21 protein-coding genes are annotated in these 25,127 nt (G+C 38.1%); 16 read left to right on the plus strand and 5 right to left on the minus strand.

Annotated elements, in window-relative coordinates:
- Positions 1–230: 230 nt before the first annotated feature.
- The 3 genes from guaA (at position 231) to ASU31_RS13280 (ending at position 4,285) form a co-directional block, all read left to right on the plus strand.
- Complete coding sequence (gene guaA / locus ASU31_RS13270; protein WP_057932788.1) at positions 231–1,760, plus strand: glutamine-hydrolyzing GMP synthase; 1,530 nt, start codon at positions 231–233, stop codon at positions 1,758–1,760.
- Between the two features lie 111 nt (positions 1,761–1,871).
- On the plus strand, positions 1,872–3,083 hold the full coding sequence (locus ASU31_RS13275) for an ABC transporter substrate-binding protein (RefSeq protein WP_057932832.1): 1,212 nt from the start codon (positions 1,872–1,874) through the stop codon (positions 3,081–3,083).
- A gap of 35 nt (positions 3,084–3,118) precedes the next feature.
- Complete coding sequence (locus ASU31_RS13280) at positions 3,119–4,285, plus strand: RsmB/NOP family class I SAM-dependent RNA methyltransferase (protein WP_057932789.1); 1,167 nt, start codon at positions 3,119–3,121, stop codon at positions 4,283–4,285.
- Positions 4,286–4,641: 356 nt separating this feature from the next.
- On the opposite strand, the gene ASU31_RS13285 is transcribed toward ASU31_RS13280, so the two are convergent.
- The 4 genes from ASU31_RS13285 to ASU31_RS13300 form a co-directional block, all read right to left on the minus strand.
- Positions 4,642–5,208 carry a MarC family protein gene (locus ASU31_RS13285; RefSeq protein ID WP_029274105.1) on the minus strand — a complete coding sequence of 189 codons (567 nt, stop codon included), beginning with the start codon at positions 5,206–5,208 and terminating at the stop codon, positions 4,642–4,644.
- Positions 5,209–5,287: 79 nt separating this feature from the next.
- Entirely contained in the window at positions 5,288–6,619 is a 1,332-nt protein-coding gene (locus ASU31_RS13290; RefSeq protein WP_057932790.1) for a hypothetical protein, read from the minus strand.
- A gap of 97 nt (positions 6,620–6,716) precedes the next feature.
- A complete protein-coding gene (locus ASU31_RS13295; RefSeq protein WP_057932791.1) occupies positions 6,717–8,192 on the minus strand; it encodes an amino acid permease in 1,476 nt (491 codons plus the stop codon).
- A 116-nt stretch (positions 8,193–8,308) separates the two neighbouring features.
- Complete coding sequence (locus tag ASU31_RS13300; protein ID WP_057932792.1) at positions 8,309–10,555, minus strand: sodium-translocating pyrophosphatase; 2,247 nt, start codon at positions 10,553–10,555, stop codon at positions 8,309–8,311.
- 321 nt (positions 10,556–10,876) lie between these two features.
- Here ASU31_RS13300 and ASU31_RS13305 point away from each other — a divergent pair, with 321 nt between their 5' ends.
- The 13 genes from ASU31_RS13305 to ASU31_RS13365 all read left to right on the plus strand — a co-directional run bounded on the left by ASU31_RS13305 (position 10,877) and on the right by ASU31_RS13365 (position 24,610).
- Positions 10,877–12,319 (plus strand): APC family permease, encoded by a 1,443-nt coding sequence (locus ASU31_RS13305; RefSeq protein ID WP_057932793.1) that lies wholly within the window; start codon positions 10,877–10,879, stop codon positions 12,317–12,319.
- Positions 12,320–13,081: 762 nt separating this feature from the next.
- Positions 13,082–13,237, plus strand: a complete 156-nt coding sequence (gene tssD / locus ASU31_RS27710; RefSeq protein ID WP_167346185.1) for a type VI secretion system tube protein TssD — start codon at positions 13,082–13,084, stop codon at positions 13,235–13,237.
- 100 nt (positions 13,238–13,337) lie between these two features.
- The gene (locus ASU31_RS13315) at positions 13,338–13,898 is read left to right on the plus strand and encodes a hypothetical protein (protein ID WP_157258005.1); all 561 of its coding nucleotides are present in this window, start codon (positions 13,338–13,340) and stop codon (positions 13,896–13,898) included.
- A 6-nt stretch (positions 13,899–13,904) separates the two neighbouring features.
- Positions 13,905–14,621, plus strand: a complete 717-nt coding sequence (locus ASU31_RS13320) for a hypothetical protein (RefSeq protein ID WP_057932796.1) — start codon at positions 13,905–13,907, stop codon at positions 14,619–14,621.
- A gap of 40 nt (positions 14,622–14,661) precedes the next feature.
- On the plus strand, positions 14,662–16,467 hold the full coding sequence (locus ASU31_RS13325; RefSeq protein WP_057932797.1) for a type VI secretion system Vgr family protein: 1,806 nt from the start codon (positions 14,662–14,664) through the stop codon (positions 16,465–16,467).
- 2 nt (positions 16,468–16,469) lie between these two features.
- Positions 16,470–17,369, plus strand: coding sequence for a hypothetical protein (locus ASU31_RS13330; protein ID WP_057932798.1), 900 nt, complete (start codon positions 16,470–16,472; stop codon positions 17,367–17,369).
- A 1-nt stretch (position 17,370) separates the two neighbouring features.
- Positions 17,371–18,687 carry a PAAR-like protein gene (locus tag ASU31_RS13335; RefSeq protein WP_057932799.1) on the plus strand — a complete coding sequence of 439 codons (1,317 nt, stop codon included), beginning with the start codon at positions 17,371–17,373 and terminating at the stop codon, positions 18,685–18,687.
- Positions 18,684–19,247, plus strand: coding sequence for a hypothetical protein (locus tag ASU31_RS13340; protein WP_057932800.1), 564 nt, complete (start codon positions 18,684–18,686; stop codon positions 19,245–19,247). The genes ASU31_RS13335 and ASU31_RS13340 overlap by 4 nt, the downstream gene beginning before the upstream one ends.
- 5 nt (positions 19,248–19,252) lie before the next feature.
- Entirely contained in the window at positions 19,253–19,756 is a 504-nt protein-coding gene (locus ASU31_RS13345; RefSeq protein ID WP_057932801.1) for a tetratricopeptide repeat protein, read from the plus strand.
- Positions 19,757–20,173: 417 nt separating this feature from the next.
- Positions 20,174–21,121, plus strand: a complete 948-nt coding sequence (gene mnmL, locus ASU31_RS13350) for a tRNA modification radical SAM protein MnmL/YtqA (RefSeq protein WP_057932802.1) — start codon at positions 20,174–20,176, stop codon at positions 21,119–21,121.
- Between the two features lie 346 nt (positions 21,122–21,467).
- Positions 21,468–22,874 (plus strand): ammonium transporter, encoded by a 1,407-nt coding sequence (locus ASU31_RS13355; RefSeq protein ID WP_057932803.1) that lies wholly within the window; start codon positions 21,468–21,470, stop codon positions 22,872–22,874.
- Between the two features lie 37 nt (positions 22,875–22,911).
- On the plus strand, positions 22,912–23,937 hold the full coding sequence (locus tag ASU31_RS13360; protein ID WP_057932804.1) for a porin: 1,026 nt from the start codon (positions 22,912–22,914) through the stop codon (positions 23,935–23,937).
- Between the two features lie 94 nt (positions 23,938–24,031).
- Positions 24,032–24,610: a DUF4468 domain-containing protein gene (locus tag ASU31_RS13365; protein WP_057932805.1), complete on the plus strand. Its 579-nt coding sequence runs from the start codon at positions 24,032–24,034 to the stop codon at positions 24,608–24,610.
- On the opposite strand, the gene ASU31_RS13370 is transcribed toward ASU31_RS13365, so the two are convergent.
- Entirely contained in the window at positions 24,611–25,078 is a 468-nt protein-coding gene (locus ASU31_RS13370) for an SRPBCC family protein (RefSeq protein ID WP_057932806.1), read from the minus strand.
- Positions 25,079–25,127: the final 49 nt, after the last annotated feature.

The following is a 25,127-nucleotide window of genomic DNA, read 5'->3' on the forward strand; positions in this document are numbered from 1 at the left end:
GTAACCCACAATCACGCTAGCATTTGAATCTGAAGCTTCAGTTACCACAGATTTGATCGTTAAGTTTTTTCTAAGCTTAAACGTGTTTGTAATGAGCCGATTGTCCGCCTTTAACAAAACATCACTAAATTGATAGTGGTATATTTTGCTAAAAAGAAAGGTAATATAATGGGTTTTCAATTGTTTATATACCGTATTTTATTTATCCTTATTTATACCTATTTTTGCGGATGCAAGAAAAAATCATTATCGTCGATTTTGGTTCGCAATTTACACAACTCATCGCTCGTAGGGTTCGCGAACTAAATATTTACTGTGAAATATATCCATACAACAATCTTCCTGAGGTTACGCCTGATGTAAAAGGAGTTATTTTTTCGGGTAGTCCATTCTCTGTTCGTCAGGAAGATGCGCCTCAGATCGATTTATCGAAATACCATTTAAAATTTCCTTTATTGGCTGTTTGTTATGGTGCACAATATATAGCCCAACATTCTGGCGGTGCAGTTCAGCCATCTTCAACACGCGAATATGGCCGCGCTAACCTGAATTTTGTAAACCAGGAGAATAAATTATTTAAAGGCATTAACATCGGTTCGCAAGTTTGGATGAGCCATGGAGATACGATTACCGATATTCCAGCAAATTTTGAGCTGATTGCCAGTACCGATAGTGTAAAAGTGGCTGCTTACCATATTAAAGATTCAGATACTTATGCCATCCAGTTCCATCCTGAGGTAACGCATAGTATTGATGGGAAAATCCTGTTAGAAAACTTCTTGGTAGATATTTGCGGATGCAGCCAGGACTGGACTTCTGCCGCTTTTGTTGAAACTACAATTGCCGATATTAAAGCTACCGTAGGTAACGATAAGGTTGTTTTGGCACTTTCAGGTGGTGTTGACAGTAGTGTTGCAGCGGTACTTTTGCATAAAGCCATCGGTACAAACCTACACTGTATATTTGTTGATAATGGTTTATTGCGTAAAAACGAATATGAAAGTGTTTTAGAGCAGTATAAAGATTTTGGCTTAAATATTAAAGGCGTTGATGCAAAGGATAAATTCTTAGGACAATTAGCTGGAGTAGAAGATCCGGAAACAAAACGTAAAATTATTGGGCGTGTATTTATCGAAGTTTTCGACGAAGAATCTCACCTGATCCAAGATGTAAAGTGGTTGGCCCAAGGTACTATCTATCCTGATATTATTGAATCGGTTTCGGTTAAAGGTCCATCAGCAACTATAAAATCGCACCATAATGTAGGTGGTTTGCCAGATTTTATGAAACTTAAAGTAGTAGAGCCACTTAAAACTTTGTTTAAGGATGAAGTAAGAAGAGTGGGCACCACTTTAGGGTTAGAATCGTTTATTTTAGGCCGTCACCCATTTCCTGGACCAGGCTTAGGTATTCGTATTATCGGAGAAGTTACTCCAGAAAAAGTTGCTATTTTACAAGATGCCGATAAAATTTATATCGACAATTTAAAAGAAGCGGGCCTTTACGATAAAGTATGGCAGGCAGGCGCTATCTTCTTGCCAGTAAGATCTGTTGGGGTGATGGGCGATGAGCGTACTTACGAAAATGTAATTGCATTAAGAGCGGTTGAATCACTTGATGGGATGACTGCAGATTGGTGCCATTTACCTTACCCGGTATTGGCTAAAATCTCAAACGAAATCATCAATAAAGTTAAAGGGATCAATAGAGTGGTATACGATATCAGCTCTAAACCACCTGCAACTATCGAGTGGGAATAGGTTTTAGTTCGGAGTCCTGGGTCTTTAGTCAGGAGTCGATATACAAATAATATGATTATGCTAGCAAGGTGGAATAAACTTTGCTAGCATATTTTGTTAAAAATGATAGGTATGAATTTCAAGAAGGTTTATTGGTTGCTGGTTTTGTTTACAGTAGTTTTGGGTGCTTGCTCGCCTAAAATCAGGACACCCAAGCCCGAAACGAGCAAACCGGTTGAAAAAGAAAAGCCAGTAGATAAAAAGCCTATCAAAAAGTTTTCGCAGGCAAGTGTTTCCTTGCTTGTTCCCTTTAAATTGGATGAGCTGAATTTAAAAACAGCCACAAAAGCAGATATCGAAAAATATGCCATGCCTATCGATTTTTATCAGGGCTTTAAATTGGGATTAGATTCTGCCGCGGCCCAGGGTATAAATTTTAAGCTAAATGTTTTCGATACACAGGATGATAATGCACATATATCGGTTTTATACAAAAATGAGCGTTTTAAACAAAGCAATTTAATTATTGGCCCTGTTTTTCCTGATGGGTTAAAGTTTATCTCCAATTATGCCAAAGAAAATAATGCAATCATTGTATCTCCTTTGGCTGCTTCCGAACCTGCCGAATTTAACAATCCAAATCTGGTGTCCATTGTAAATAATATTGGTTTACATGGAAAAAAGATAGCCACATATATTGCTAAAAATTATAATCCTGCCAATACGATAGTGGTATTGATTAACCCTAAGAAAACAGAAGACGAACAATTTGCAGCACCAATAAGAAACTATCTTCAAGCCAATACCAAGTTTGTGGTACAGGAGTATGCTTCGGCCTATGCGTTTGAAACAAAAATGATCAAAGGCAAAGAATATGCCGTGGTGCTTACCTCATCCGACAGAACTTTTGTATTGCCAACCGTAGAAAAACTGTATAAATTAAAGCATCTAGCCACAGGTGGCTATAGTATTAATCTATTTGGACATCCTAATTGGGTAAAACAGAACTACCCAACCGATAAATTACAAGATCTAAACACCATTATCAGCTCGTCTTATAAAATAGATTACAAAAATAGTGCAGTTGTCGCCTTTATTAAAAAATACCGCTACAGGTATGGATTTGAGCCTGGAGAATACGCTTTTAAGGGCTTTGATGTTGGCTATTACTTCGGTAAACTGTTAACTACTTATGGAGAGGATTATAGAGATTATCTGATAAAAGATAAATATAAAGGCCTCCATAATAACTTTTCATTTATCCATGATGAAAAATTAGGCTATATTAACACCAGTTTAATGTTACTGAAGTTTAAAAACTTTGCGTTAAACATAGTTGAGTAATTCTATATTTATTTTTCTTCCATTTTAATTATTGCATGAGAGCAGATCATCAGTTAAGAGCCTTTGAACAGATTTTGAGTAGTTATGATGGAAGTTTGCCCTTGCATCGTTTTCTGCCCACCTATTTTAAGCAGCATAAGCAAATGGGCTCATCCGACAGGAGATGGGCTACACGTCATATGTATAGCTTTTTTAGATTGGGTAAGGCTTTATCGGCACTTCCACAGGAAGAACGTTTGAGTATTGCCGATTTCTTGTGTCACGATACGCTTAGCCTTATTGTAGAGAAAAATCTACCGGAATTAAAGGAAAGTATTATACTGCCGCTGGAAGAAAAAATATCCATCATTAAAACTAAGTATCCGGATTTTGATTTGCAGGAGGTATATCCGTTTCACGCAAATCTATCTGATGGATTAGACCGGGAAGCGTTTTGCACCTCATTCTTCAAACAGCCAGATCTGTTTATCAGGGTGGCAGCAGAAGAATCTGCGGCTATTATTGCAAAATTAGAAGATGAAAACATTGCGGTTAAAGCGGTTTCAGATACTGCTTTGGCTTTACCTAACGGAACTAAGCTTGAAGCTGTTTTAAAGGAAGGCAGTTATCAGGTTCAGGATTTATCATCGCAGCATACGGGCAATTATTTTAAACCGAACAAATGGGATAAATGGTGGGATTGCTGCGCCGCATCTGGGGGGAAAACGTTGCTTTTGCATAGTTTGGAACCTGTGATTGAGCTCTTGGTTTCTGATCTGAGAGAAAGTGTACTCTTAAATTTAGATGAACGGTTCCGCTTAGCCGGGATCAAAAAGTACCATAAAAAGGAACTGGATCTTTTACAGAATAACGATCAGGTTTTACACCACTATCAGTTTGACGGGATTATTTTAGATGCACCTTGTACCGGCTCAGGAACATGGGGGCGTACACCCGAAATGCTTACATTTTTCGAGGAACGGAAAATTAATCAATTTGCCAGCATCCAGAAGGGGATTGTCCAAAATATTGTAAAGTATTTAAAGCCGGGTAAGCCCTTAATTTACATTACCTGCTCAGCCTTTGCCGAAGAAAATGAAGCCATTGTTCAGCATATGATTGATCAGTTGCCATTAGAACTGGAAAAAATGGAACTGATTAAAGGCTATGAAAATAGTGCGGATACCATGTTTGTGGCGAGGTTGATTAAGCGCCAAGATTAATCAGGATTAAATTATTCGGTTCGTCACCCTGAATTCATTTCAGGGTCTTAATGCATAGATGCTGAAATAAATTCAGTATGACGGTCGCTTTTGACAAAACACTACGTATGTTCAAACCAGGATTTGAAATTCTTTTTGAAGTATTTTACCACTTCGATTAAAACGGCTATTGCTCCAATAATTAAAGTATATTCTTCAAAGCTGTTCATGATGTAAGCTTTATGTTTAGATGAATATAGGCAATTATTGTTACATATTGATTGGAGGATTGTCATTTAATAGCGGTGATCGTCATTTCGACCGTAGTGTTCCAAAGGAACTCCTTCGGAGGAGAAATGACGATCTGGCTGGACCTACTAAAGCCCCGTATTATTTCTGAACAATTTAATAGCTATAGCCAATAAAATTACCCCAAAGGCTTTACGTAAGATGTTCAAACCCGATTTTCCGAAAAGTTTTTCCAGTCTGTTGGTATTTTTCAATACAAAGTAAACAAACAGCATATTAAGTATAATACCCACCAATATATTCTGGGTATGGTATTCTGTTTTTAGTGATAGTAGGGTAGTCATTGTTCCAGCTCCGGCAATTAAGGGAAAGGCCAATGGAACAATGGAGACTGTTTCTGGTGCTTCTTCTTTAAAAATCGTTAATCCCAATACCATTTCCATGGCGATAAAAAAGATTACGAAAGAACCTGCAATGGCGAAAGATTCTACATCTAATCCGATTACTTTTAATAGCGATTCTCCAACAAATAAAAAGAGGATCATTAAACCTGTAGCCACAAGTGATGCTTTTTCTGATTCGATATGCCCTGCTTTTCTACGTAGTTCGATTACAACGGGAATGGCGCCCAAAATATCGATAATAGCGAAAAGCACCATCGTTGTCGATAGGATCTGGCTTAAGTTGAACGTCATAAAATCGAATTTCATAGCAGCGCAATTTTAAGCAAAGGTAGCGGAATTTGTATCAATTCCTCCATTGTACTGTTATTTATTAGAAATAGAACTGTGTTCTTAACGTAAGCACATTGTCTTTTCTATCAGTAGTATAACCCTGAATTTGGGTCGATTCGTTTTTAATGATATCATAATAAAGCACCGCTTTAAAATGTGGATTAAAGTGGTGTAAAAAACCAAAGCCAAAAGTATCAAAACGAACATCCGCTGGCGAAAGTCCCTGGGTGCTGGAAATATCAAGTCCTTTTACCTTCGAATTTGGATCGTACCAATCGTATTTTAAGATAATTTGATTGTCGGTACTATTTAAGGTTTGTATAAAAGTAAGATAAGCACCATTAAAAGTTCTGGTATAATAAGGTAAGGCAACCGATTTGCTATCAACAGGATAAGAGCCAGGTGTGGTTGAGGTAGTGGAAGTGCCTGTTTGTAAGCCTGATACCACTTCTGCCCTTAACTCAGATTTCCAGCTTTTGGTTTTTGTAGACAACTGAATATCAGCGCCATAATATCTTCTTGGAGCAACCTTATTGACTGTTGAAGCGGATGAATCCTTAACCATATTCCATTGCTCATTGATTTTATTCATCTTATAACTTACAGGCAAGCGGTGATTTAACCCGCCTTGCAATGTACTTATACCGCCTGCAATGGTAAATTTATTAAATGCATAAGTTTTATGGCTTAACCTGAAGATAAAATCTTTGCTGTTATCAAATTCTCCAGCGCCGGCTAAGCCCTGGCCATTGTAAATGCCAAAATCGAATACAAAGTTTTTAAGTCTGGCATCTTTCCACCGGGGGTTTAAGGTAAAAGTAACGCCCAGGTCTCGTTCTGTTTTCATTAAAATCTGCGACATCCGGCCACGCTCTGGTGCCTCTCTAACAGAAGAAGATAGCTGCAGTTCGTTCCCAAATGGGCGTCCTGAAAGCCCGAGGGTTACCGCCAATATTTTCCATTTATTTTCGTAGTAACGGCCCCAAAAATCCCTTATCGCTACACCCTGTTCTGTACCATCAAACTGAAGTACAAAATAGGTAGAAGGACTGCCATCGTCCGTTAGCATCATATAATCTGCTCTCAAACGCCCTCTTCTTAACCTAAACCTGTTGTTTGTAAACTCACCGAAGTTTCCGCCCTGGTATTCTGCTTGTGCACCATTTGCCTGTGCTACCTGGAATTGCGGCTGCAGGTATCCGCTGAAAGATAATGAACCGTATTTCTTAGAAATAATGAGCAAATGATTTACCGTGGTAGAATCCATTACATCGTTAATTGTTCTCTGTGCATATCCTGCGGCGGAAATGAATAGCAAAGCAACAGTAAAGTATAAATAAACGATCTTAAATTTGGCAAAATAGCGGTACATGTTATCGATTTTTTGCAAAGGTAGTTTTATTAACAATTATTTAACACAAAAAAGCCCCGACTTTTCGGTCGAGGCTTTAATTTTTTGAAAATATAACTTATTTAGCGTCTTTCAAATGAGAATTCTTTTTACTGTATCCAAAGTAAATGATAAATCCTAACGCTAACCAGCCAAATAATCTTAACCAGTTTGTCCAGCCTAAGCCAAGGATCATTAAACCACAGGCAACAACACCCAAAATTGGAATTAAAGGTACCCAAGGCGTTCTAAACTGACGGGGAAGATCCGGATCTGTTTTTCTTAAGATGATTACTGCTATACAAACCAGCATAAATGCAAATAATGTACCGATACTGGTCATATCGCCCACTACATCACCTGGGATAAATGCAGCGAATAAACCTACAATTACCAAGATTACTAAGTTTGCTTTATATGGTGTTTTAAATTTAGGGTGTAAATCGCTGAACATTTTAGGTAATAAACCATCTTTACTCATCGAATAAAATACACGGCTTTGGCCCAATAACATCACCAGGATTACAGAAGAGAAACCGGCTAAAATTGCTACGGTTACTAATTTAGATAACCACGAGTATCCAGTCATATATTCGCTAATTGCAGCTACCACAGATGCTTCACCACCTTTAGTTCTGAAAAACTCAACTGGTGCGATTCCTGTTAAAACGTGTGCGAACAATATGTATAAAACGGTACAAACTGCTAATGATCCTAAAATACCAATTGGCATTGCTGTTTTAGGATTTTTAGTTTCCTGAGCGGCAGTACTTACCGCATCAAAACCGATAAAGGCAAAGAACACCGTTCCGGCAGCGCCAATAACGCCCCAGAAACCACCAAAACTATGGCTAATACCTGCATGATCTACATAAGTGGTCGCAGCCGGGATGTATGGATGGTGATTTGCTTCGTTGATGAAGCCCCAGCCTAAAACAATAATTAAGATAACAATACCCACTTTGGTAATTACGATTAAACCGTTTACAAAAGCAGATTCTGAAGTACCTTTAATTAAAAGTAAACTTAACAAGCCTACTATAAACAAGGCAGGAAGATTCATAATTCCATTTACGGTACCATCTGGATGCGATTGGAAAGGCGAGTGGCACCACTCGTAGGGTATGGGTGAGGTATGTAATACTTCTACCAATAGTTTATTCAGGTATTCACTCCAGGCTATACCTACGGTAGCGGCACCTACAGCATATTCTAACACTAAATCCCATCCAATAACCCAAGCCATTAGCTCGCCCATGGTAGCATAAGTATAAGTATATGCACTACCGGAGATTGGAATAGAAGAAGAGAGCTCAGCATAACATAGGCCTGCCAAAGCACAGCCTATTGCAGCTATTATAAAACCGATTGTAACTGATGGTCCAGCATTTTGAGCGGCTGCTGCAGCAGTACGAACAAATAGCCCGGCACCAATAATAGCCCCTACACCTAATGCAACTAATGCACCTGCACTAAGTGTGCGCTTTAAGCCTTTGCCTGAATCACCTGCTTCTTCAAGCAATAGATGCATTGGCTTTTTAGTAAATAAACCCATATTATAGTTTTTGTTTAGATTAATTCAGCTCCAAACGTAATTAAAAATTACGGAAATGTAAAAGGGATTTTGGTTAAAAAATCCCTTTAGCTATTATTTTATCAATGTTTTTACAACTAACGCGTTAAAGTGTCGGTGGTATTTGTTAAAGTGTCCGTAATTGTGTGCCCCAAACTATCTGTTTTTTGCTCAATTCTGATTTCTTTTCGAACTTCTTGCTTATGTTCGCTGGCAATTGCCTTAACTGCGATGTATGGAGCAATAACTAGTGAAACAATAGACATTAATTTGATTAAAATGTTCATTGAAGGGCCCGAAGTATCTTTAAAAGGATCACCTACAGTATCTCCGGTTACCGAAGCCTTGTGCGGTTCTGATTTTTTGTAGTGCATTTCGCCATTGATCATTACACCTTGCTCGAATGATTTCTTCGCATTATCCCACGCGCCGCCTGCATTGCTTTGAAAAATACCCATCAATACACCTGTAACGGTTACCCCGGCCAGCAATCCACCCAAAACTTCAGGGCCAAAGGTAAAACCAATAATTATTGGCGTGATTAAGGCGATGGCGCCAGGCATCATCATTTCGCGGATAGATGCTTTGGTTGAAATGGCCACACATTTTTCGTACTCCGGTTTGGCTTTATACTCCATAATGCCAGGAATTTCTCTGAACTGACGACGAACTTCCTGAACCATATCCATTGCCGCTTTACCCACGGCCTGGATACAAAGTGCCGAGAAAATGAAGGGAATCATCCCGCCAACAAATAATCCGGCTAAAACAGTCGCTTTATAAATATCTATCGCGGTAATACCTGCAATACCTACAAAAGCAGCAAATAATGCTAAAGAGGTTAAGGCTGCAGATGCAATAGCAAATCCTTTACCGGTTGCTGCAGTTGTATTTCCAACGGCGTCTAAATTATCGGTACGTTCGCGTACTTCTGGAGGTAACTGACTCATTTCGGCAATACCACCAGCATTATCCGCAATTGGTCCGAAAGCATCAATTGCCAATTGCATGGCCGTAGTGGCCATCATACCTGCTGCTGCAATGGCTACGCCATATAAACCAGCAAAGTGGTACGATAACATAATCCCTCCTGCTAAAACCAAAATTGGAATAACAGTCGATTTCATCCCAACGGCTAAACCCGCAATAATATTGGTGGCATGTCCGGTTGATGATTGTTGGATAATAGAATTTACAGGGCCTTTGCCCATTGCGGTAAAATATTCGGTAACAATACTCATAATGGTACCCACTACTAAACCAACAATAATGGCATAAAACACGTTTATACTGGAGAACTCATAACCACGTAAGTTTAATGTTTCTGGCAGCATCCATTTTACGATAAAGAACGAAGCTACTGCTGTAATCAAAATTGATGACCAGTTGCCTAGATTTAAAGCCGTCTGAACATTTGATTTATCATCTTTAATGGTTACAAACCAGGTGCCTACAATCGAGAATAAAATACCTAACCCGCAGATTACCATAGGCAAAAGAATAGGAGACATGCCGCCAAATTTATCTGTTACAGTAATTTCTTGTCCTAAAACCATGGTGGCCAATATGGTTGCTACATAAGAACCGAACAAATCGGCACCCATACCTGCAACATCACCTACGTTATCGCCTACGTTATCGGCAATGGTTGCAGGATTACGAACATCATCTTCCGGAATTCCGGCCTCTACTTTACCCACTAAATCGGCACCAACATCGGCAGCCTTAGTATATATACCACCACCAACACGAGCAAACAGGGCTATTGATTCTGCCCCTAAAGAGAAACCAGTTAAAACCTCAATGGCCGTTCTCATTTCTACACTATTGGCACTGGTTACATGGAATACCTGTAAAAAAACAATAAATAAACCACCTAAACCTAAAACGGCAAGGCCAGCTACGCCTAAACCCATTACGGTACCTCCAGTAAACGAAACTTTTAATGCTTGTTTTAAACTTGTTCTGGCAGCCTGTGTGGTTCTAACATTCGCTTTTGTGGCCGATTTCATTCCGATATAACCCGCTGTTGCAGAAAATACCGCTCCAATAATAAAGGATATGGAGATAATCCAGCTCGAGTGCATCGGAACACCTTTAATTTCTGTAATTGTTCCGGAGTAAGCCAAAAGTGCTGCTGTAAATACAGCAAAAATGCTCAATACTCTCCATTCGGCTTTTAAAAAGGCCATAGCACCATCGGCTATATAGCCAGCAAGTTCCTGCATGTTTTTATCACCTGCATCTTGCTTGTTTACCCAGGCGCTTTTAATCATCATAACTATAATCCCGACAAGGCCCAGCGCCGGAATACAGTAAATTAAATTGTTTTGTAAAAAATCCATAGTTAATAATTGATTTATATTTGGTTAGTTGTTTACATTGTTGTTTAATTGGTGAACTGTTTAAATCGGTTAATTGTTTAAGTTGTTTTATCGACTCCAGGCCCCGCTCTAAACTCCAAACTTAGTTAATCCGTTAATCTATGTGGACTTCGGACTCCAGACTTCGGACTTATAAGTAGCAAGTTAATAAAATATTTTTCTTGTGATTAAAATTTTCACGACAGAGGCGAATAAATTTTTCCTCCTTAAAATAATACAACTGAACAGCATCCTATTTTCTTTTTTTTAAATAAATTAGCTCCCAAACTAAACTCAACTAAAATGAAAATTGAAAAGGAAGGTGGGCCTTCTAAAAGAAAATTAAGCCTTTTTGATGCCACCATGCTGGTAATGGGTTCGATGATCGGAAGCGGTATCTTTATTGTTAGCGCCGACATCATGCGGAATCTAGGTTCTGGTTATTGGTTGATTGTGGTTTGGGTGATTACCGGGGTGATGACAGTTGCCGCCGCAATTTCTTATGGCGAACTTTCTTCTATGTTTCCCAAAGCGGGTGGGCAATACACTTACCTGAAAGAGATTTTCGGCAAAATGATGGGATTTCTTTATGGTTGGGGGCTGTTTACCGTAATTCAGACCGGCACTATTGCAGCTGTTGCTGTTGCTTTTGGCAAATTTACAGCCTATCTAATACCAGCTTTAAACGATGCTGCTCCAATTTTTCAAAGTGGCGGTTATAAAATTACCTGGATACAGATTTTAGCCATCGGTGTGATTCTGCTTTTAACCTATATTAATACAAAAGGTGTTGAAGGCGGTAAAATTTTGCAGAATATTTTTACTGGGTCTAAAATTGTCGCTTTAATCGGCTTAATTATTTTAGGCTTTCTTTTGGTGAAAAACAGTTTTTGGGCCGGAAATATGAGCTTTGGCCAGGATGCTTTCAATAATCTTAAAACGGATCCGAGCGGCAATTTTCTGAAATCGGGATGGGAATCCATTTCCGGAATGGCAATAATGGGTGGGATTGCAGCGGCCATGGTTGGTTCGGTATTTTCGAGTGTAGCTTGGGAAAACGTAACTTTTGTTTCGGGAGAAATCGAAAACCCTAAAAAAAATGTTGTTCGTTCTATGGTTTTGGGTACCTCAGCAGTAATGATTCTTTATTTATTGGTCAACTTTGTCTACCTCAATACCCTAAACAGAGATAGTATTGCTTTTGCACTCAATGATCGCGTTGCTGTTGCAGCCTCTGAACAGATTTTTGGTAGTGGAATCGGCACAATTGTAATTGCATTGTTGGTAATGATTTCTACTTTCGGTTGTGTTAATGGAATCGTATTGGCAGGTGCAAGGGTTTTTCAAACCATGGCAAAAGATGGAATGTTTTTTAAAGCAGCATTAAAAAACAATAAAAACGGAGTTCCTGAAAGATCACTTTGGATGCAGGGCATTTGGGCATCTGCTTTATGTTTAAGTGGGCAATATGGTAATCTTTTAGATATGATCTCCTTTGTTATTGTGCTCTTTTATATGATTACTGTTTTTGGTGTTATTTATTTAAGGATAAAACAACCTGGCCTTGAAAGGCCTTACAAAACCTGGTTATATCCAATTACACCGATTATTTACTTATTGATAGGAGCGGCATTTTGTATTTTGCTGCTCATTTATAAACAGCAGTATACCTGGCCGGGGCTTGTGATTGTTTTGCTGGGGGTGCCTGTCTATTTTTTTATTAATAAAAAAGAGCAGCAGGATTAGATTGAGATCATGGGCTTAAGTGCTTGTTACCAAGAGATTGTGCTGTATATATAGATTTGTCATCCTGAGCTTGTCGAAGGACCTGTTTAAAAATACTTTAAGGTGTTTCGACAAGCTCAACATGACAGCATCTAGGTTGGATCACCTTTATGATACACCCTCTTTTTTGTTTCTCACATCTCATTTTTACATTTTGAAAAGCAGGGTTCTGTCTCAATCGGTTCCGAAAGCCCCGCTGTCCGCTTTACTCATCCCGACTGTGTCGGGAATCGTGTTCGCTGCTACCGGGTTTAGCTAAACAAAACTGTGCAGTAAACTCAGTTTTCTAAACCCGACATGGCGGATACCGGCCTTGCGCTTAAAGCCTGCAGGCGTATGAGCATGTGGCGGGACTAACATTGCCATGAAACGCAGGCTTTGCTTTTCTAAAAAAGAAATTAATTGTTTTTTTAAACTTAGCCGTTCGAAATGGTTTTCCCTAAACCCTAAACCCCAAAAAAAGCGTATCATTTTTTAGACTAAAGTTTACAAAGCTGTATTCCATAGCAAAGTATCGGTAAAAATTTTTCAACAATTTTATCAACCTGTATTATTAGTTTAAATCTATTTTCAAGCTATTTAAACATTTGTTTTCTTTCATTTGGCTTTTACTTTAGTGATTGTTAATGAGAGGGGTACCTTACAATTGGCCTGATATTTGGTTTAATAACTATCGTGGCCTAGCTACACTAATCAAATTTTTAACCTTTAAATTTTAAAACTATGGCTTTCAAAGCTAGATTAAATTTTTCAGGCAAAGAGTACCAGGTACTTCAGTATGCCTATGTGTTTAACCGTGATGTAGATCTATTTGGAAGTTTCTGTTCCACAATTCACAGTGCCAATATAACTATCAGATCAGGCGAAAACCTGGATTAATCACCCTAATGCTTACTTAAGGTGTTGGAATAATTGGTGTTGCTGCTTAGCGCCAACCGCTATTCGCCCGGCACTGTTTTAAACCTTTAACATGCAGATTATGCGCTCATACTTCCGTTTTAATATGCTTCTTGTTTTGTTATATGCAGTAGCTGCCTGTTTTGTAGGTTGTAATGGAAATAGCAAGCAGGATAGCAAACCAAATAATAAGATAGCAGAAAAAGCAAGTGTTACCGATCTGTTTCTTTCTTATACCGATTCAGTGGCAAAGCTTCCCTTAAACAGGTTTAACGAAGCTGGTATAGTATCATTGAACAAATCGTTCGCAGATAAATTACCGCTCAGCATATATAAGGGTAAACAAACTAACAATGATAAAAATATCATCGTTCAACCTTATCAAAATAATAATACTGCTACCATAATTGCGGGGATTATATTATTGGTTCCAAAATCGATTACCGACTCTTTACATATAGGTGATTTTGCCCGGCATTTTGGAGATATTAAAAAAGAAAAGCCAATGATCGGTGTTACAGAGCAGCCCCGTCCTGTTCAGATAAATGTAAATGCCAATACAGTAATAAAATTAACTTTTAACGATAACGAAAAATTAGCGCTTGCCCATGTAACCATGGTTGAGGTTTTAAAATATAGATAAACAACAATGAATACGCTCGTAAAAATTAAAGAATATGATGCACACGGAGGGCCTTCTAATGTGAAAATGGGGGGCGATGGCCATTCGCAAACCTCTACAACCACAGGTAGGTTTGTAATAAAAAGTATCGAAAAACATGTTAGTTATGGCCGATACGCCATGTGGTCTGGTATCCCCTGGGGAACAGAAGTGAAAATAATCGGTGGAATTGTGATGTTGAAACTGTCTGGTCAATGGAAAAAGTTAACCGATGTAAATGCACAGTGGGGGAAATATAAAAACGATCAAAAAGGGGTTACCGATGCCATCCTTAAATACCAGCGCGACCTTTATCCCAATTCGCCGATTCCAAGCAAATGGCTGTTCAACGATTTCGGGCATGTTTCGGTGAAGTATTTCAAAGACACTAACAATGATCGGAAAATGAACGGAAAGGAATATATAATGGGCGATTTTATCCATACTACCCCGCCAGATGAAGCCGCAACAGCTGCCGGGAGGATTTTTCAGCTGGCAGAATCGCATGGTTGTATCCACGTTCGTCCAAATGACATTGATACCATGATCGGCAATGGTTATCTAAAAAAAGGTAATACTGTAGAAGTGCATCCCTATACTAAAAAAGCTATAGAGGCATCACCTAAAAGAAATGCAGCAGGTACGCAATTTGAGGTGCATTTTTACCCTGGGCTTTATAAAATTGCGGTTTATAAAACAATGTAGCCAATAGTGCTAACAGTACAGTAAACGAATACATTATACTATGGAAAACAAACTTATCGTAGAAATCAGTATTGAAGATTCGGCAATTGCCCATTTTGCTTCCTTTAATCTGCTACAGGCTTTTAACCAGCACCATTATTTTGAATTGCATTTTAACCACGATCAATTGGGCGCCCCAGGTTTGATCAGTTTAGATGATAGCCGCGATTTCGTAGGTAAAACCCTAACAGCTTCTTTTGGGCACTCGCCAGAAAACCTGCAGCATTTTGCCGGACTGGTTACAAAAGTAGAACTCTCACAAAGTCATGGCTACCATGGCGTACTTATTGTAAGTGGCTATAGTCCTACTATATTAATAGACCGTGGACCAGATTTAGGCTCTTATCTGGATAAAGACCTCGATACTATTGTTAAGCTGGCCACGAAAGATACACCCGCTAATGACTTGACCATTGTAAGCAATGCATCAAGAAAAGCGGCGATCGATTACCTTATCCAATACCGCGAAAGCGATTTCGAATTTCTTAACCGTTTATCAGGCGAATACCATGAGTGGTTTTACTACGATGGGAAGCAGCTTAATTTTGGCAAACCCGACAAGCAAAAAGAAGTATCGCTTTTTTATGGCCGCGATGTGTTCAACCTGCAATATGCCATGGAAGTTTCGCCCATCAAGTACAAACGTTTTGCCTACAATCCCAAACAGGATGAGATGCTCCAGAGCGAAAGTACAGGTAAAGCCGATGGAAATCCCGACCTGGCACATGCCATTAAGGCCTCCAATAGCATGTATAGCAAAACCTTTAATCAGCCGTCCTTAATCAGGGTAGATAACAGCAACGATATTAAGAGCCATGTAGAAAACGAGGAGAAGGCACACATCAGCGAACTGTTAAAAATTAATGCCGGTGGTGATAATGCGTCGCTGAGTATTGGCAGCATTGCCGAAATAACCATGAGTATACGGAAAGAACTTGCTTTTGCATCCGAAAGCCTTGGTAAATTCCTGATTACCTCCATCAATCACCAGATAGATGGAACAGGTAAATACAGCAACACTTTCGAAGGCCTGGTAGCTACAACCGAGCGATTGATGGTCAGGAATTACGAAAAGCCACATTCGGATATGCAGCTGGCAGATGTGGTTGATAACGACGATCCACAGGGGCAGGGCCGGATTAAGGTTAAATTTAAATGGGAATGCCAAACCAACGACCCAACTGAATGGTTAAGGGTTGTTAGCCCCAACGCAGGTAGTGGCGATACCGGAAAAAACAGGGGTTTCCACGTCATCCCCGAAAAAGGCGACCAGGTGGTAATTGCTTTCGAAGAAGGTAATGTGGCCAGGCCGGTAGTAATGGGCAGTGTTTACCACGGCAAAAGCGGCGATAGCAGTGGATTTAAAAATAGTAATACCAAGGGTTTAACATCAAGAAAGGGGAGCTGTTTAAGTTTTGATGATCTAAACCATGCACTGAACCTGGGTACCAATGCGGCAAACTTTGTGAAGATTGAAAATGGACCTGGGTTAATTACTGCGGAATCTGCTGAGACCATTGTAATTAAGACGGGTTTAAGTAGTATTACGATGAAAAAGGATGGTACGATTGATATTATTGGTAAGGTGATTAATATTCAGGGCACGCAGGTGATTAACGCAAATGCAGGTGAGAAGCCGGGTGATGCTGTTAACATTGGTAAAAATGCCACTACTGCGGTAACTATTGATACGAAAAACATAGATTCGAAAGCAAGTAATGGTATCGCTGTAAACTCTCAAACAACTATTTCGCAAACTTCAACAGGCGTACAAACCATTACGGGTAGCCAGGTAGATATTAACTAATTATGAGCAGATTTAAATTTTTTGATGAGGATATTGAACAAAAGGAAAGCCCGTACAGTAAGTTGGAATACAAGGGAAGCCCTAATGATTTAAATTACATAATCGTCCAAAAACAGAAAACAGTTGCAAATGCCCAGGTGGTTTCTGATACTGAAACTAAAATGCTTTGGCAGCTTGCAAACATGACAAGCAGCAAAGATGGGTATCAACTTTACCTCAATCAGGTTGAACATGATGTGTTAAAAACAAATAGCCAATTACAGGAATTGGTTGGCTTTGCTAAACTATTTAACTCCCCAACATCAAGGCTGAACTTAAGATTTAACAACATAGGCGAAATAACTGCTATACTAAACCAACTTGAAATATTAAGCATTTGGCAAAATATGAAGGAGAATGAATTATTATCACTTGTTAATGCGAACAGTACTGAAAGTAACCTTATCATCAAAGCTGGAGATAAAGATTTTTCTGATAGTGTGCCACTCATTAAAAATGGGATATTATATCAATTGTTGTTTCCCTCTTTTTATGGTATGTCCAACCAAAACAATGTGACTAAGCAACAGAGATATTTTGGATCCAATATTTTTAATGAAAAAAGGATTAATCTTTCAGGAGAAAGAATAGTTATCGGAAATAATGCAGATGAATTAATTATTAATGAAAAATTTATAAACGAAAAGAACGGCGATTATGTTCAAGAAATATTAAAGATTTATAATACACAGTATAAACCAATATTTACTGATGATTTAGCCTATAGCTATCAGGTAAAAATTGATTATAAATTATTTAAAAATTCTGGTGTAGTAAAAAACATAGCGTGTGAGGTAGAAGAGCGACTAAATGATAATTTCTATTTTACGTCACATTACTCCTTTTCATTAAAAACAGAATAATATGGCTAAGATATATGTACCCGATCAAACTTATTTAGTGTGTTCCGATGGCATGTCTAAGCAGCAGTTAAAAGTAGGAAGTCAATCTACTATAAAGATTGCAGGTGGGCGCTTAGCAGGAACAATAGATGATCGCATGGGAGGGAATTTCAATTGTGCTAAGATGGTTGTTGCGGGGGCAATAATCGGTGCAATAGTAGCAGGGCTTATTGCCGCTGCAACAGTGGCAACCGGCGGGGTAGCAGGGGCACTTATTATAGGGGCAATAGCTGCTGGCGGGGCAGCAGGTGGAGCTGCTTTAGGGCTCGGTGCAGGTTTCATGCCCTGTATTTGTGCGTTATTAACTTCGGGCAGTGATTGGGCACCTGTTCACCCAAAAGTTTTAATCGAAAAGAAAAAAGCATTAATAGAAAGTTCTAAAGTTGGTTGTTTTTTTGGTGGTCAAGTAATGATATTTTATTCTGAAAAAGCTGCAGACGAGGCAATTGATCTGAAAAGAAAAAAAACTCTGACAGATGTTGGGCTTGTAATGGCTTCTGCTTTTGTTGCAGGGGGTGCTTTTCAGGGGATAGCTGGTGCCTTTAGTACAGGATCGACTGTTTTAGCCACTTTCGGTAAGGTTGCACTAGCTGAATATGTTGGGCTAACATTACTAGGGGGCGCAGGAGCTTATGGTGCAGATTTTGTTTTAAGTAAGGGAAAGGAGGAGGCATATCAATATGCTGGTGTTAAAGAACAAATTGACGGCTATGAAACTGATATCACCGTTATAAATGAAAAAATTGCTAATCATGAGGCATACACAAGTGAAACGGTCTTAGATCAGGGTACAAAAGGTGTTGATGCCGCTGGTAAAGGGCATGAGGTGAGCAAGCAAAATATATCCGGATCTAATACTTATGTTGCTCAGGATTATGCCAGGCTAAATGATATAGAAGAATACGGGCAAACAAGGACTTATTCAAGTGTTGATCCCAATGCTATTCAGGGAAACAATCCACAATCGGAGAGAAGTTATAATCAAAACACACATTTTTCTGATGAGACTGGCAGTTATTCCGATGGACAAGTGCAGCATGTAACTACTAACAATCAATGGTCCAGGCTTTCAAGAAGTGGGGCCATGAAAGGTGTAGGGCAAGGTGCTGCAAATACATTTAAAGATTATAAGGGTTTTTTACTTGGTCTAATACCCGATTTGTATAAATATATTACCAATCCATTTGTAAAAGATGAAATTCAGGACTATATTAAAGCAATGGTTAACGACGAAGCCAAAGCTAAAGCGGGTGTAAATGTAATCGAAACAGATATATGAGTTGGTATAAAATTTATAGATTTCCCTTACTAGCGATAATTACTTGGGTAATTTTTTTTTTATTTCTTTTCATAAATTTTAAAAATGCAACCGTTATTTCTTTAGCTAAAAAAGATATTCATATTCAAAAAAAAAGCAGTGGGGTTTATGGTAAATTTAGTTTCACATTAATTATATCGGATGTTAAAAAAAATAATTATTCGCGGTCATTTAAAAACTTTTGCCTTTCAAATTTATTCCTCAATCTGAAAAAAGTTGAAGAAGCAGACTCAATACACCTTGCAGTATCAGCTGATCATTTTGGATTGATAAAGCACTACAAACGTCTTTATTATATAACAGATCATAGGCCAAATGCCTTAGAAAAAGTAGCTCAAATTATTTCTTTTACTGTTAGTAATCAAACTTTATATCTTGCCATACCCCTGATATTAACATTTATTTTTTGTGCTGACGAGTTTAAAAAGAATTATAGGTATATAAACAACCTGCATAAAAAAATGTCAAATGCTTCTTATGTATTAATCGGAATATTTATTTTACTAATTGCTATTTATTAACCGCTATGGAAAAAAAACAACCCTTGAGAGGTAATAAGCTGATCATATTTGGAGTCTTATTTACCGCATTCATGATGTTTGTTGGCTATAAGATTTTATTCAACTCTAATGATGAAACAAATATTACGGCGATAAATCAAAAATTGAAATCAGGTAAAGGAACAGATCAGTTTGATAGGGGGCTTGAGTATTATGATCAAAAAAAATATGCGGAAGCGAGCAAATATTTTGAGGAATCGATAGAAAATGGTTTTCCGGTAGCACATGCTTTATTAGGGGAATGTAAATTGCATCTCAACGACTTAAAATCTGCCCAATATCATCTGATACAGGCTTTAACTGTAGAAAATGGTGAAAATGAATTGGTTGGGTATTATTCAGGGGTAGAATTCAATTTAGGTGTGGTTTATGATCTGCAGAAAGATACCAAAAATGCAATAGCACATTTACAAAAGGCTAAACAATTGGGGAACAAGGATGCTGCTGTATATCTATCCAAAATGAGATGAGGTTAGTTCATTGTCAGTCTTAAATATTACAGTACAATAACTTATTTTTAAAGTAAGGGAAAATTTGCCAGATTCGGTTAGTAGGAACAGAGGTTAAGAAGATGGTTGAAATGTAGATATTAGCGATAAGCAATTTAAATACAATGTAGCGCAATATTAATCTATATTATGCCAAAGGAGGAATTTGAAAAGCGGTTTGAGCAGAAATAAAATATTAACCACATGATGTAAAATGTTTTGAAAAAATAAAACATACCATTTTATAGATTTGTTTACCCTAATCCCTAATCCCTAATCCCTAATCCCTAATCCCTAATCCCTCTAAATTGTACGTCCAATCTCACATCTCCTGTCTAATATCTCAAATCTCACCTCCCTAATCACTCGTCTCGAACAAAAACCGTATTTTTGCAGATAATGGGAACACTTGTAGATTCAGGTATAAAGGGATATAATAATTACGGCACGCATTTGCGCGAAAAGTATAAAGGGCAGCGTGTATTTAAAGTAATTGTAGATGGTGGTTTTACCTGCCCCAACCGCGATGGGAGCAAAGGTTATGGTGGATGTACGTATTGTAATGTAGATTCTTTTACGCCGGAGCCTTCACGTAAAAATCCAAATATTAAAGATCAGCTTGCCGAAGGCATGTTAAGGGCTAAAACCTCTTATAAAGCTGATAAGTATATTGTTTATTTTCAGCCTAACACCAATACTTACGCGCCGGTACATTATTTAAAGATGATGTATGATGAAGCGCTATCGATTAATACAGAAGATATTGTGGGTTTTGCGGTTGGTACACGGCCTGATTGTATCGATGCAGAAAAGGTTGCTTTATTGGAAAGTTATACCGACCGCTTTGATGTAGATTTAGAAATGGGCATGGAATCTATCTATGATGAAACCCTCGATCAGATCAACAGAGGTTGCAGTCATGGCGAATTTGTTGCTGCGGTAGAACTTTTAAAAGATAGTAAGCTCGATCTGTGCGTGCATACCATTTTTGGCTTCCCCTGGGAAACCCGCGAGCAGATGCACGGTTACATTCATGAAATTAACCGTTTCCCACAAATCAAGTTTGTAAAGTTCCATCACCTTCATGTTGTAGAAGGATCGATAATGGGTGCCAAGTATAAAAAAGAACCCTTTAAATTGTTTTCTCTCGAAGAATATACCGACTTACTTTGTGAGTTAATCCCTTTATTGCGCCCGGATATTGTTATTCAGCGGCTTTTTGGTATTTCGGATTGGGATTTGTTGATTGCCCCTAACTGGGGACTTAACAAATCGGCAATTCAAACCTATATGGATAAAGAAATTGAAAAAAGAGGAGTAGTTCAGGGATCTGCTTATTTTTCATAAAAAGTTAAATTTTTTAACAATTTTTTTAAAAACCCATGAAATTTCATGGGTTTTTCTGTTATTGATGAATTTTTTAAGCTAAATTTTTATAATTTTTAGGTAAAATCATATAAATGATGGTTAATATGTGATTTTGTTTTTATTAAAAACTTACATTAAAATCCCCTGTATTTTTTGTTATTTTTATTTTTAAGGTTAATTTTTGTGTTGTTTTATAAAAATCACTCATTTTTATTAAAATATTTCAATTAAATGGTGTGAAAACTACAATATGTCGTATTTTTAGAAAAATAAATCAAGCATATTTCAATTATTTAAACAATACGAACAAATTAAACTAAAAACTATGAGTAAATTCTCCTTTAAACAGTATGCGCCTTTTGCGATATTGATGATTGTCGCAATTTTCGCTCTATTTATTCCACTTCTACCTAATTTTGATGAAGGCAAGTATAGTGGGCCTGATATTGCATTCATATTAATCGCAGCTGCGCTTGTATTTTTAATGACTCCAGGCCTTGCATTCTTTTATGGTGGAATGGTTCATCGTAAAAATGTATTATCTACCATGATTAAAAGTGTGGTAGCGGCAGGAGTAATTACAGTTTTATGGACAGTAGTAGGTTTTAGTTTGGCCTTCGGAGATACTATTGGTGGTTTCATTGGAAATCCATCAACGTTTTTGTTCTTTAAAGGTGTAAATTCTGGAGCACCACATCTTCAGGGAGGAGCAGACTTAACCATTCCGCTTTCTTTATTTGCAGTATTTCAATTAATGTTTGCCATTATTACTCCGGGTTTAGTGGTAGGTGCCGTTGCAGAACGTATCCGTTTTACTTCATACATCTTATTTATTGTTTTATTCGCAATATTCGTTTATTCTCCGTTAGCCCACTGGACATGGCACCCACAAGGTTTCTTGTTTAAAATGGGTGTATTGGATTTTGCAGGAGGTACCGTAGTTCACATTTCTGCTGGTATGGCTGCATTGGCTGGTGCATTGGTTTTAAAACGTAGAAAATCTCACTTAGAGCATAAAGAAGTTCCGCCTGCAAATATCCCTTACGTATTAATTGGTACTGGTTTATTATGGTTTGGTTGGTTTGGTTTCAATGCAGGTTCTGCATTAAGCGCAGGTAGTTTAGCGGTTTCCGCATTTTTAACTACAAATACCGCAGCAGGTGCTGCAGGTTTATCGTGGATGTTCTTTGATGTTGCAAGAGGTAAAAAACCTTCAGTTTTAGGTTTTTGTATCGGTGCAGTAGTTGGTTTGGTGGCCATTACACCAGGTGCAGGTTTTGTAAGTATTTCATCAAGTATATTTATTGGTGCTATTGCCGCAGTTATCTCAAACCTTGTGGTTTCTTGGAAACAAAAAACCAGTTTAGATGATACATTAGATGTTTTCCCTTGTCATGGTGTGGGTGGTATCGTTGGTATGTTGTTAACGGGTGTTTTTGCTACGAAAACGGTAAATGCTGCTGGTGCTGATGGTTTGTTTTATGGCAACCCGGCGTTCTTTGTAACACAACTAAAAGGTGCTGTAATTGTAATTATATTCAGTTTTGTTGTATCATTTGTGATTTTCAAACTGGTAAATCTTATTAACCCAATCAGGGTATCAGATGAAGAAGAAGAAATGGGACTTGATGCATCTCAACATGACGAGAAATACTCTCAAGGTACCTTGCTGGTTGAAGAAAGAGCGATCTATATCGAAAAAAACAGTCCATTAACAGAACCAATATCTTAAGGATTTTATAATATCTAAACTCAAAATAAGCTCAAACATGAAGAAACTTTTAACCGCTATTTTTGCAATGGCCAGCACTACGTGTGCCCTGGCTCAAGAGACCACTACATCACCACTTGAAATTTCAGGGTCGGTAGATACGTACTTTAAATACGATTTTGCTAAAAATCCATTAAATGGAAAAACATCTTTTGTAACTGATCACAACTCGGTGTCATTAGGTATGATTGATATTGCCCTGAAGAAAAAAACAGGTAAAGCTTCATTTGTTGGAGAGCTTTCTTTTGGCCCAAGAGGACAATCGCAATCTATTCCTGATGCGGCAGCCGGAGGTTCGTCTTTTAATATTCAAAACTTATATGTTAACTACGATTTTACCGATCAGTTTAGTATGACAGCAGGTTACATGGGTACATTCATTGGATATGAGGTAATCTCTCCAGTTGGAAACTTTAACTATTCTACTTCATACCTGTTTACCAATGGTCCCTTCCAAAATGCGGGAATTAAAGCCACTTATAAATTCAGCGATAAGGTAAGTTTAATGGCTGGTTTATTTAATGATTGGAACGTTTATTCAGCTTCGAGAGGTGTTTCGGCCATAGGTGGTCAATTGATGGTTGCTCCTGTTGAAGGCTGGACTGCTTACATCAATGCTTTATCTGGTGCTGGTTTTGGCGGGTATGGAACAATTATCGATTTAACCACTTCATACCAAATTACAGAGAAATTTAAATTGGGTTTAAATGCAGCCAATTATGATATCAAAGATAGTTCGGTACCGGGAAGTTACGCAGGTGCAGCGTTATACCCTCAATTTGCTGTATTGGATGCAGTAACTTTAGGTTTAAGAGGTGAGTACTTTAAATTTAAAGCCGCAGGCGCAGTTCCGGCTACTGCTTTTACTGCAGTAACCCTTACGGCCAACATTAAATCTGGTGGTTTAACATTTATCCCAGAAGTAAGATTAGACCACAACAGTGATAAACCATTCTTTAAAGAAGGTGGCGCTGCGGCACCAAATGGTGGCCAGTTCTCTTTAGCTGCCGTTTACGCTTTTTAAGGAAATAAATAGTAATATTAAGCCGTCCCGATGTAAATAGGGACGGCTTTTTCGTACCTTTAAATAATTAGATTTGCCTGTTAACCGATTTCAAATGAAACATCTTCTTTTTATTATTCTTGCTCTTTCTTCGATTCAATTATCTGCGCAACAAAAACAGTTTTCTAAGGATGATAACGGTAAATTTATCTATTATCAGGTGGTAGATTCGCAATTGGTAAGCAAAGATACTTTACTGCAAAGGGCTAAATCTTTCGTTAATGCAGCGTATAAAAAATCGATGACACAAGAAACTGTTACCGATTCTTCTATTCTGGCTAAAGGAACGATTGTAATCGATAAAACAATTTTAGTTGCCGGCCATCCAAGTGGAGAAGTAAGTTACAATTTTGTTTTTGAGGTACGTAATGGCAAATATAGGTTTTGGTTAACCGATCTGCTGTTTATCCCATACCAAAGAGACCGTTACGGAAACTTTGTAGCCACTACCAAAATTGGAGTGCCTTTAGAGCGTACACCAGGTAAACTTAGCGCTGGTGCATGGAAAGATATTTTAAATAGCGCCTATAACAAAATAGAAAAATTTGGCGATGATTTTAAGAAGTATTTGGCTACCAATAGGGTTGAAAAAGCCAAAAAGAAAGCAGAAACCATTTCTACTAAAAAGTGGTAACTAAAGCTTGCCAAATAATTCCTCAACCTTTTGGTAACGGAACTTAAAAATTTCGTTGATTTTATTGTTCACCACCATGGCATTTACAATAGCGCCGATTGCTCCCCATCCAATGCTATAGTGTAAGGTATCGTGCATTAATACACCGCCATCTATTTTTTCGAAATGGTGCTGGTGGTGCCAGAAAGCAAATGGACCAAACCGTTGTTCGTCGATAAAATACTCCTTATCCTTAACGTGTGTTATTTCCGTTACCCAGTTTAACTTAATGCCAAACAAAGGGGCAACCTTATAGGTGATAATCAGGCCGGGGTACATTTTAGTATTGACGATGTTTGGTGAGGTTACATCAAAGGTCATATTCTTTGGGGTGATTTCGGCCAGGTTCATCGGCGAAGAAAAAAAGTCCCAGGCGATATCCAGATCAACAGGGAGTTTTTGGGTAAATTCTAATCTATACGTTTTCAAGTTTTTGTTTTAAAGCACAACAACAAAGATGGGGTTTTGTTGAGGATAG

Source organism: Pedobacter ginsenosidimutans, from assembly GCF_001442625.1.
GTDB lineage: Bacteria > Bacteroidota > Bacteroidia > Sphingobacteriales > Sphingobacteriaceae > Pedobacter > Pedobacter ginsenosidimutans.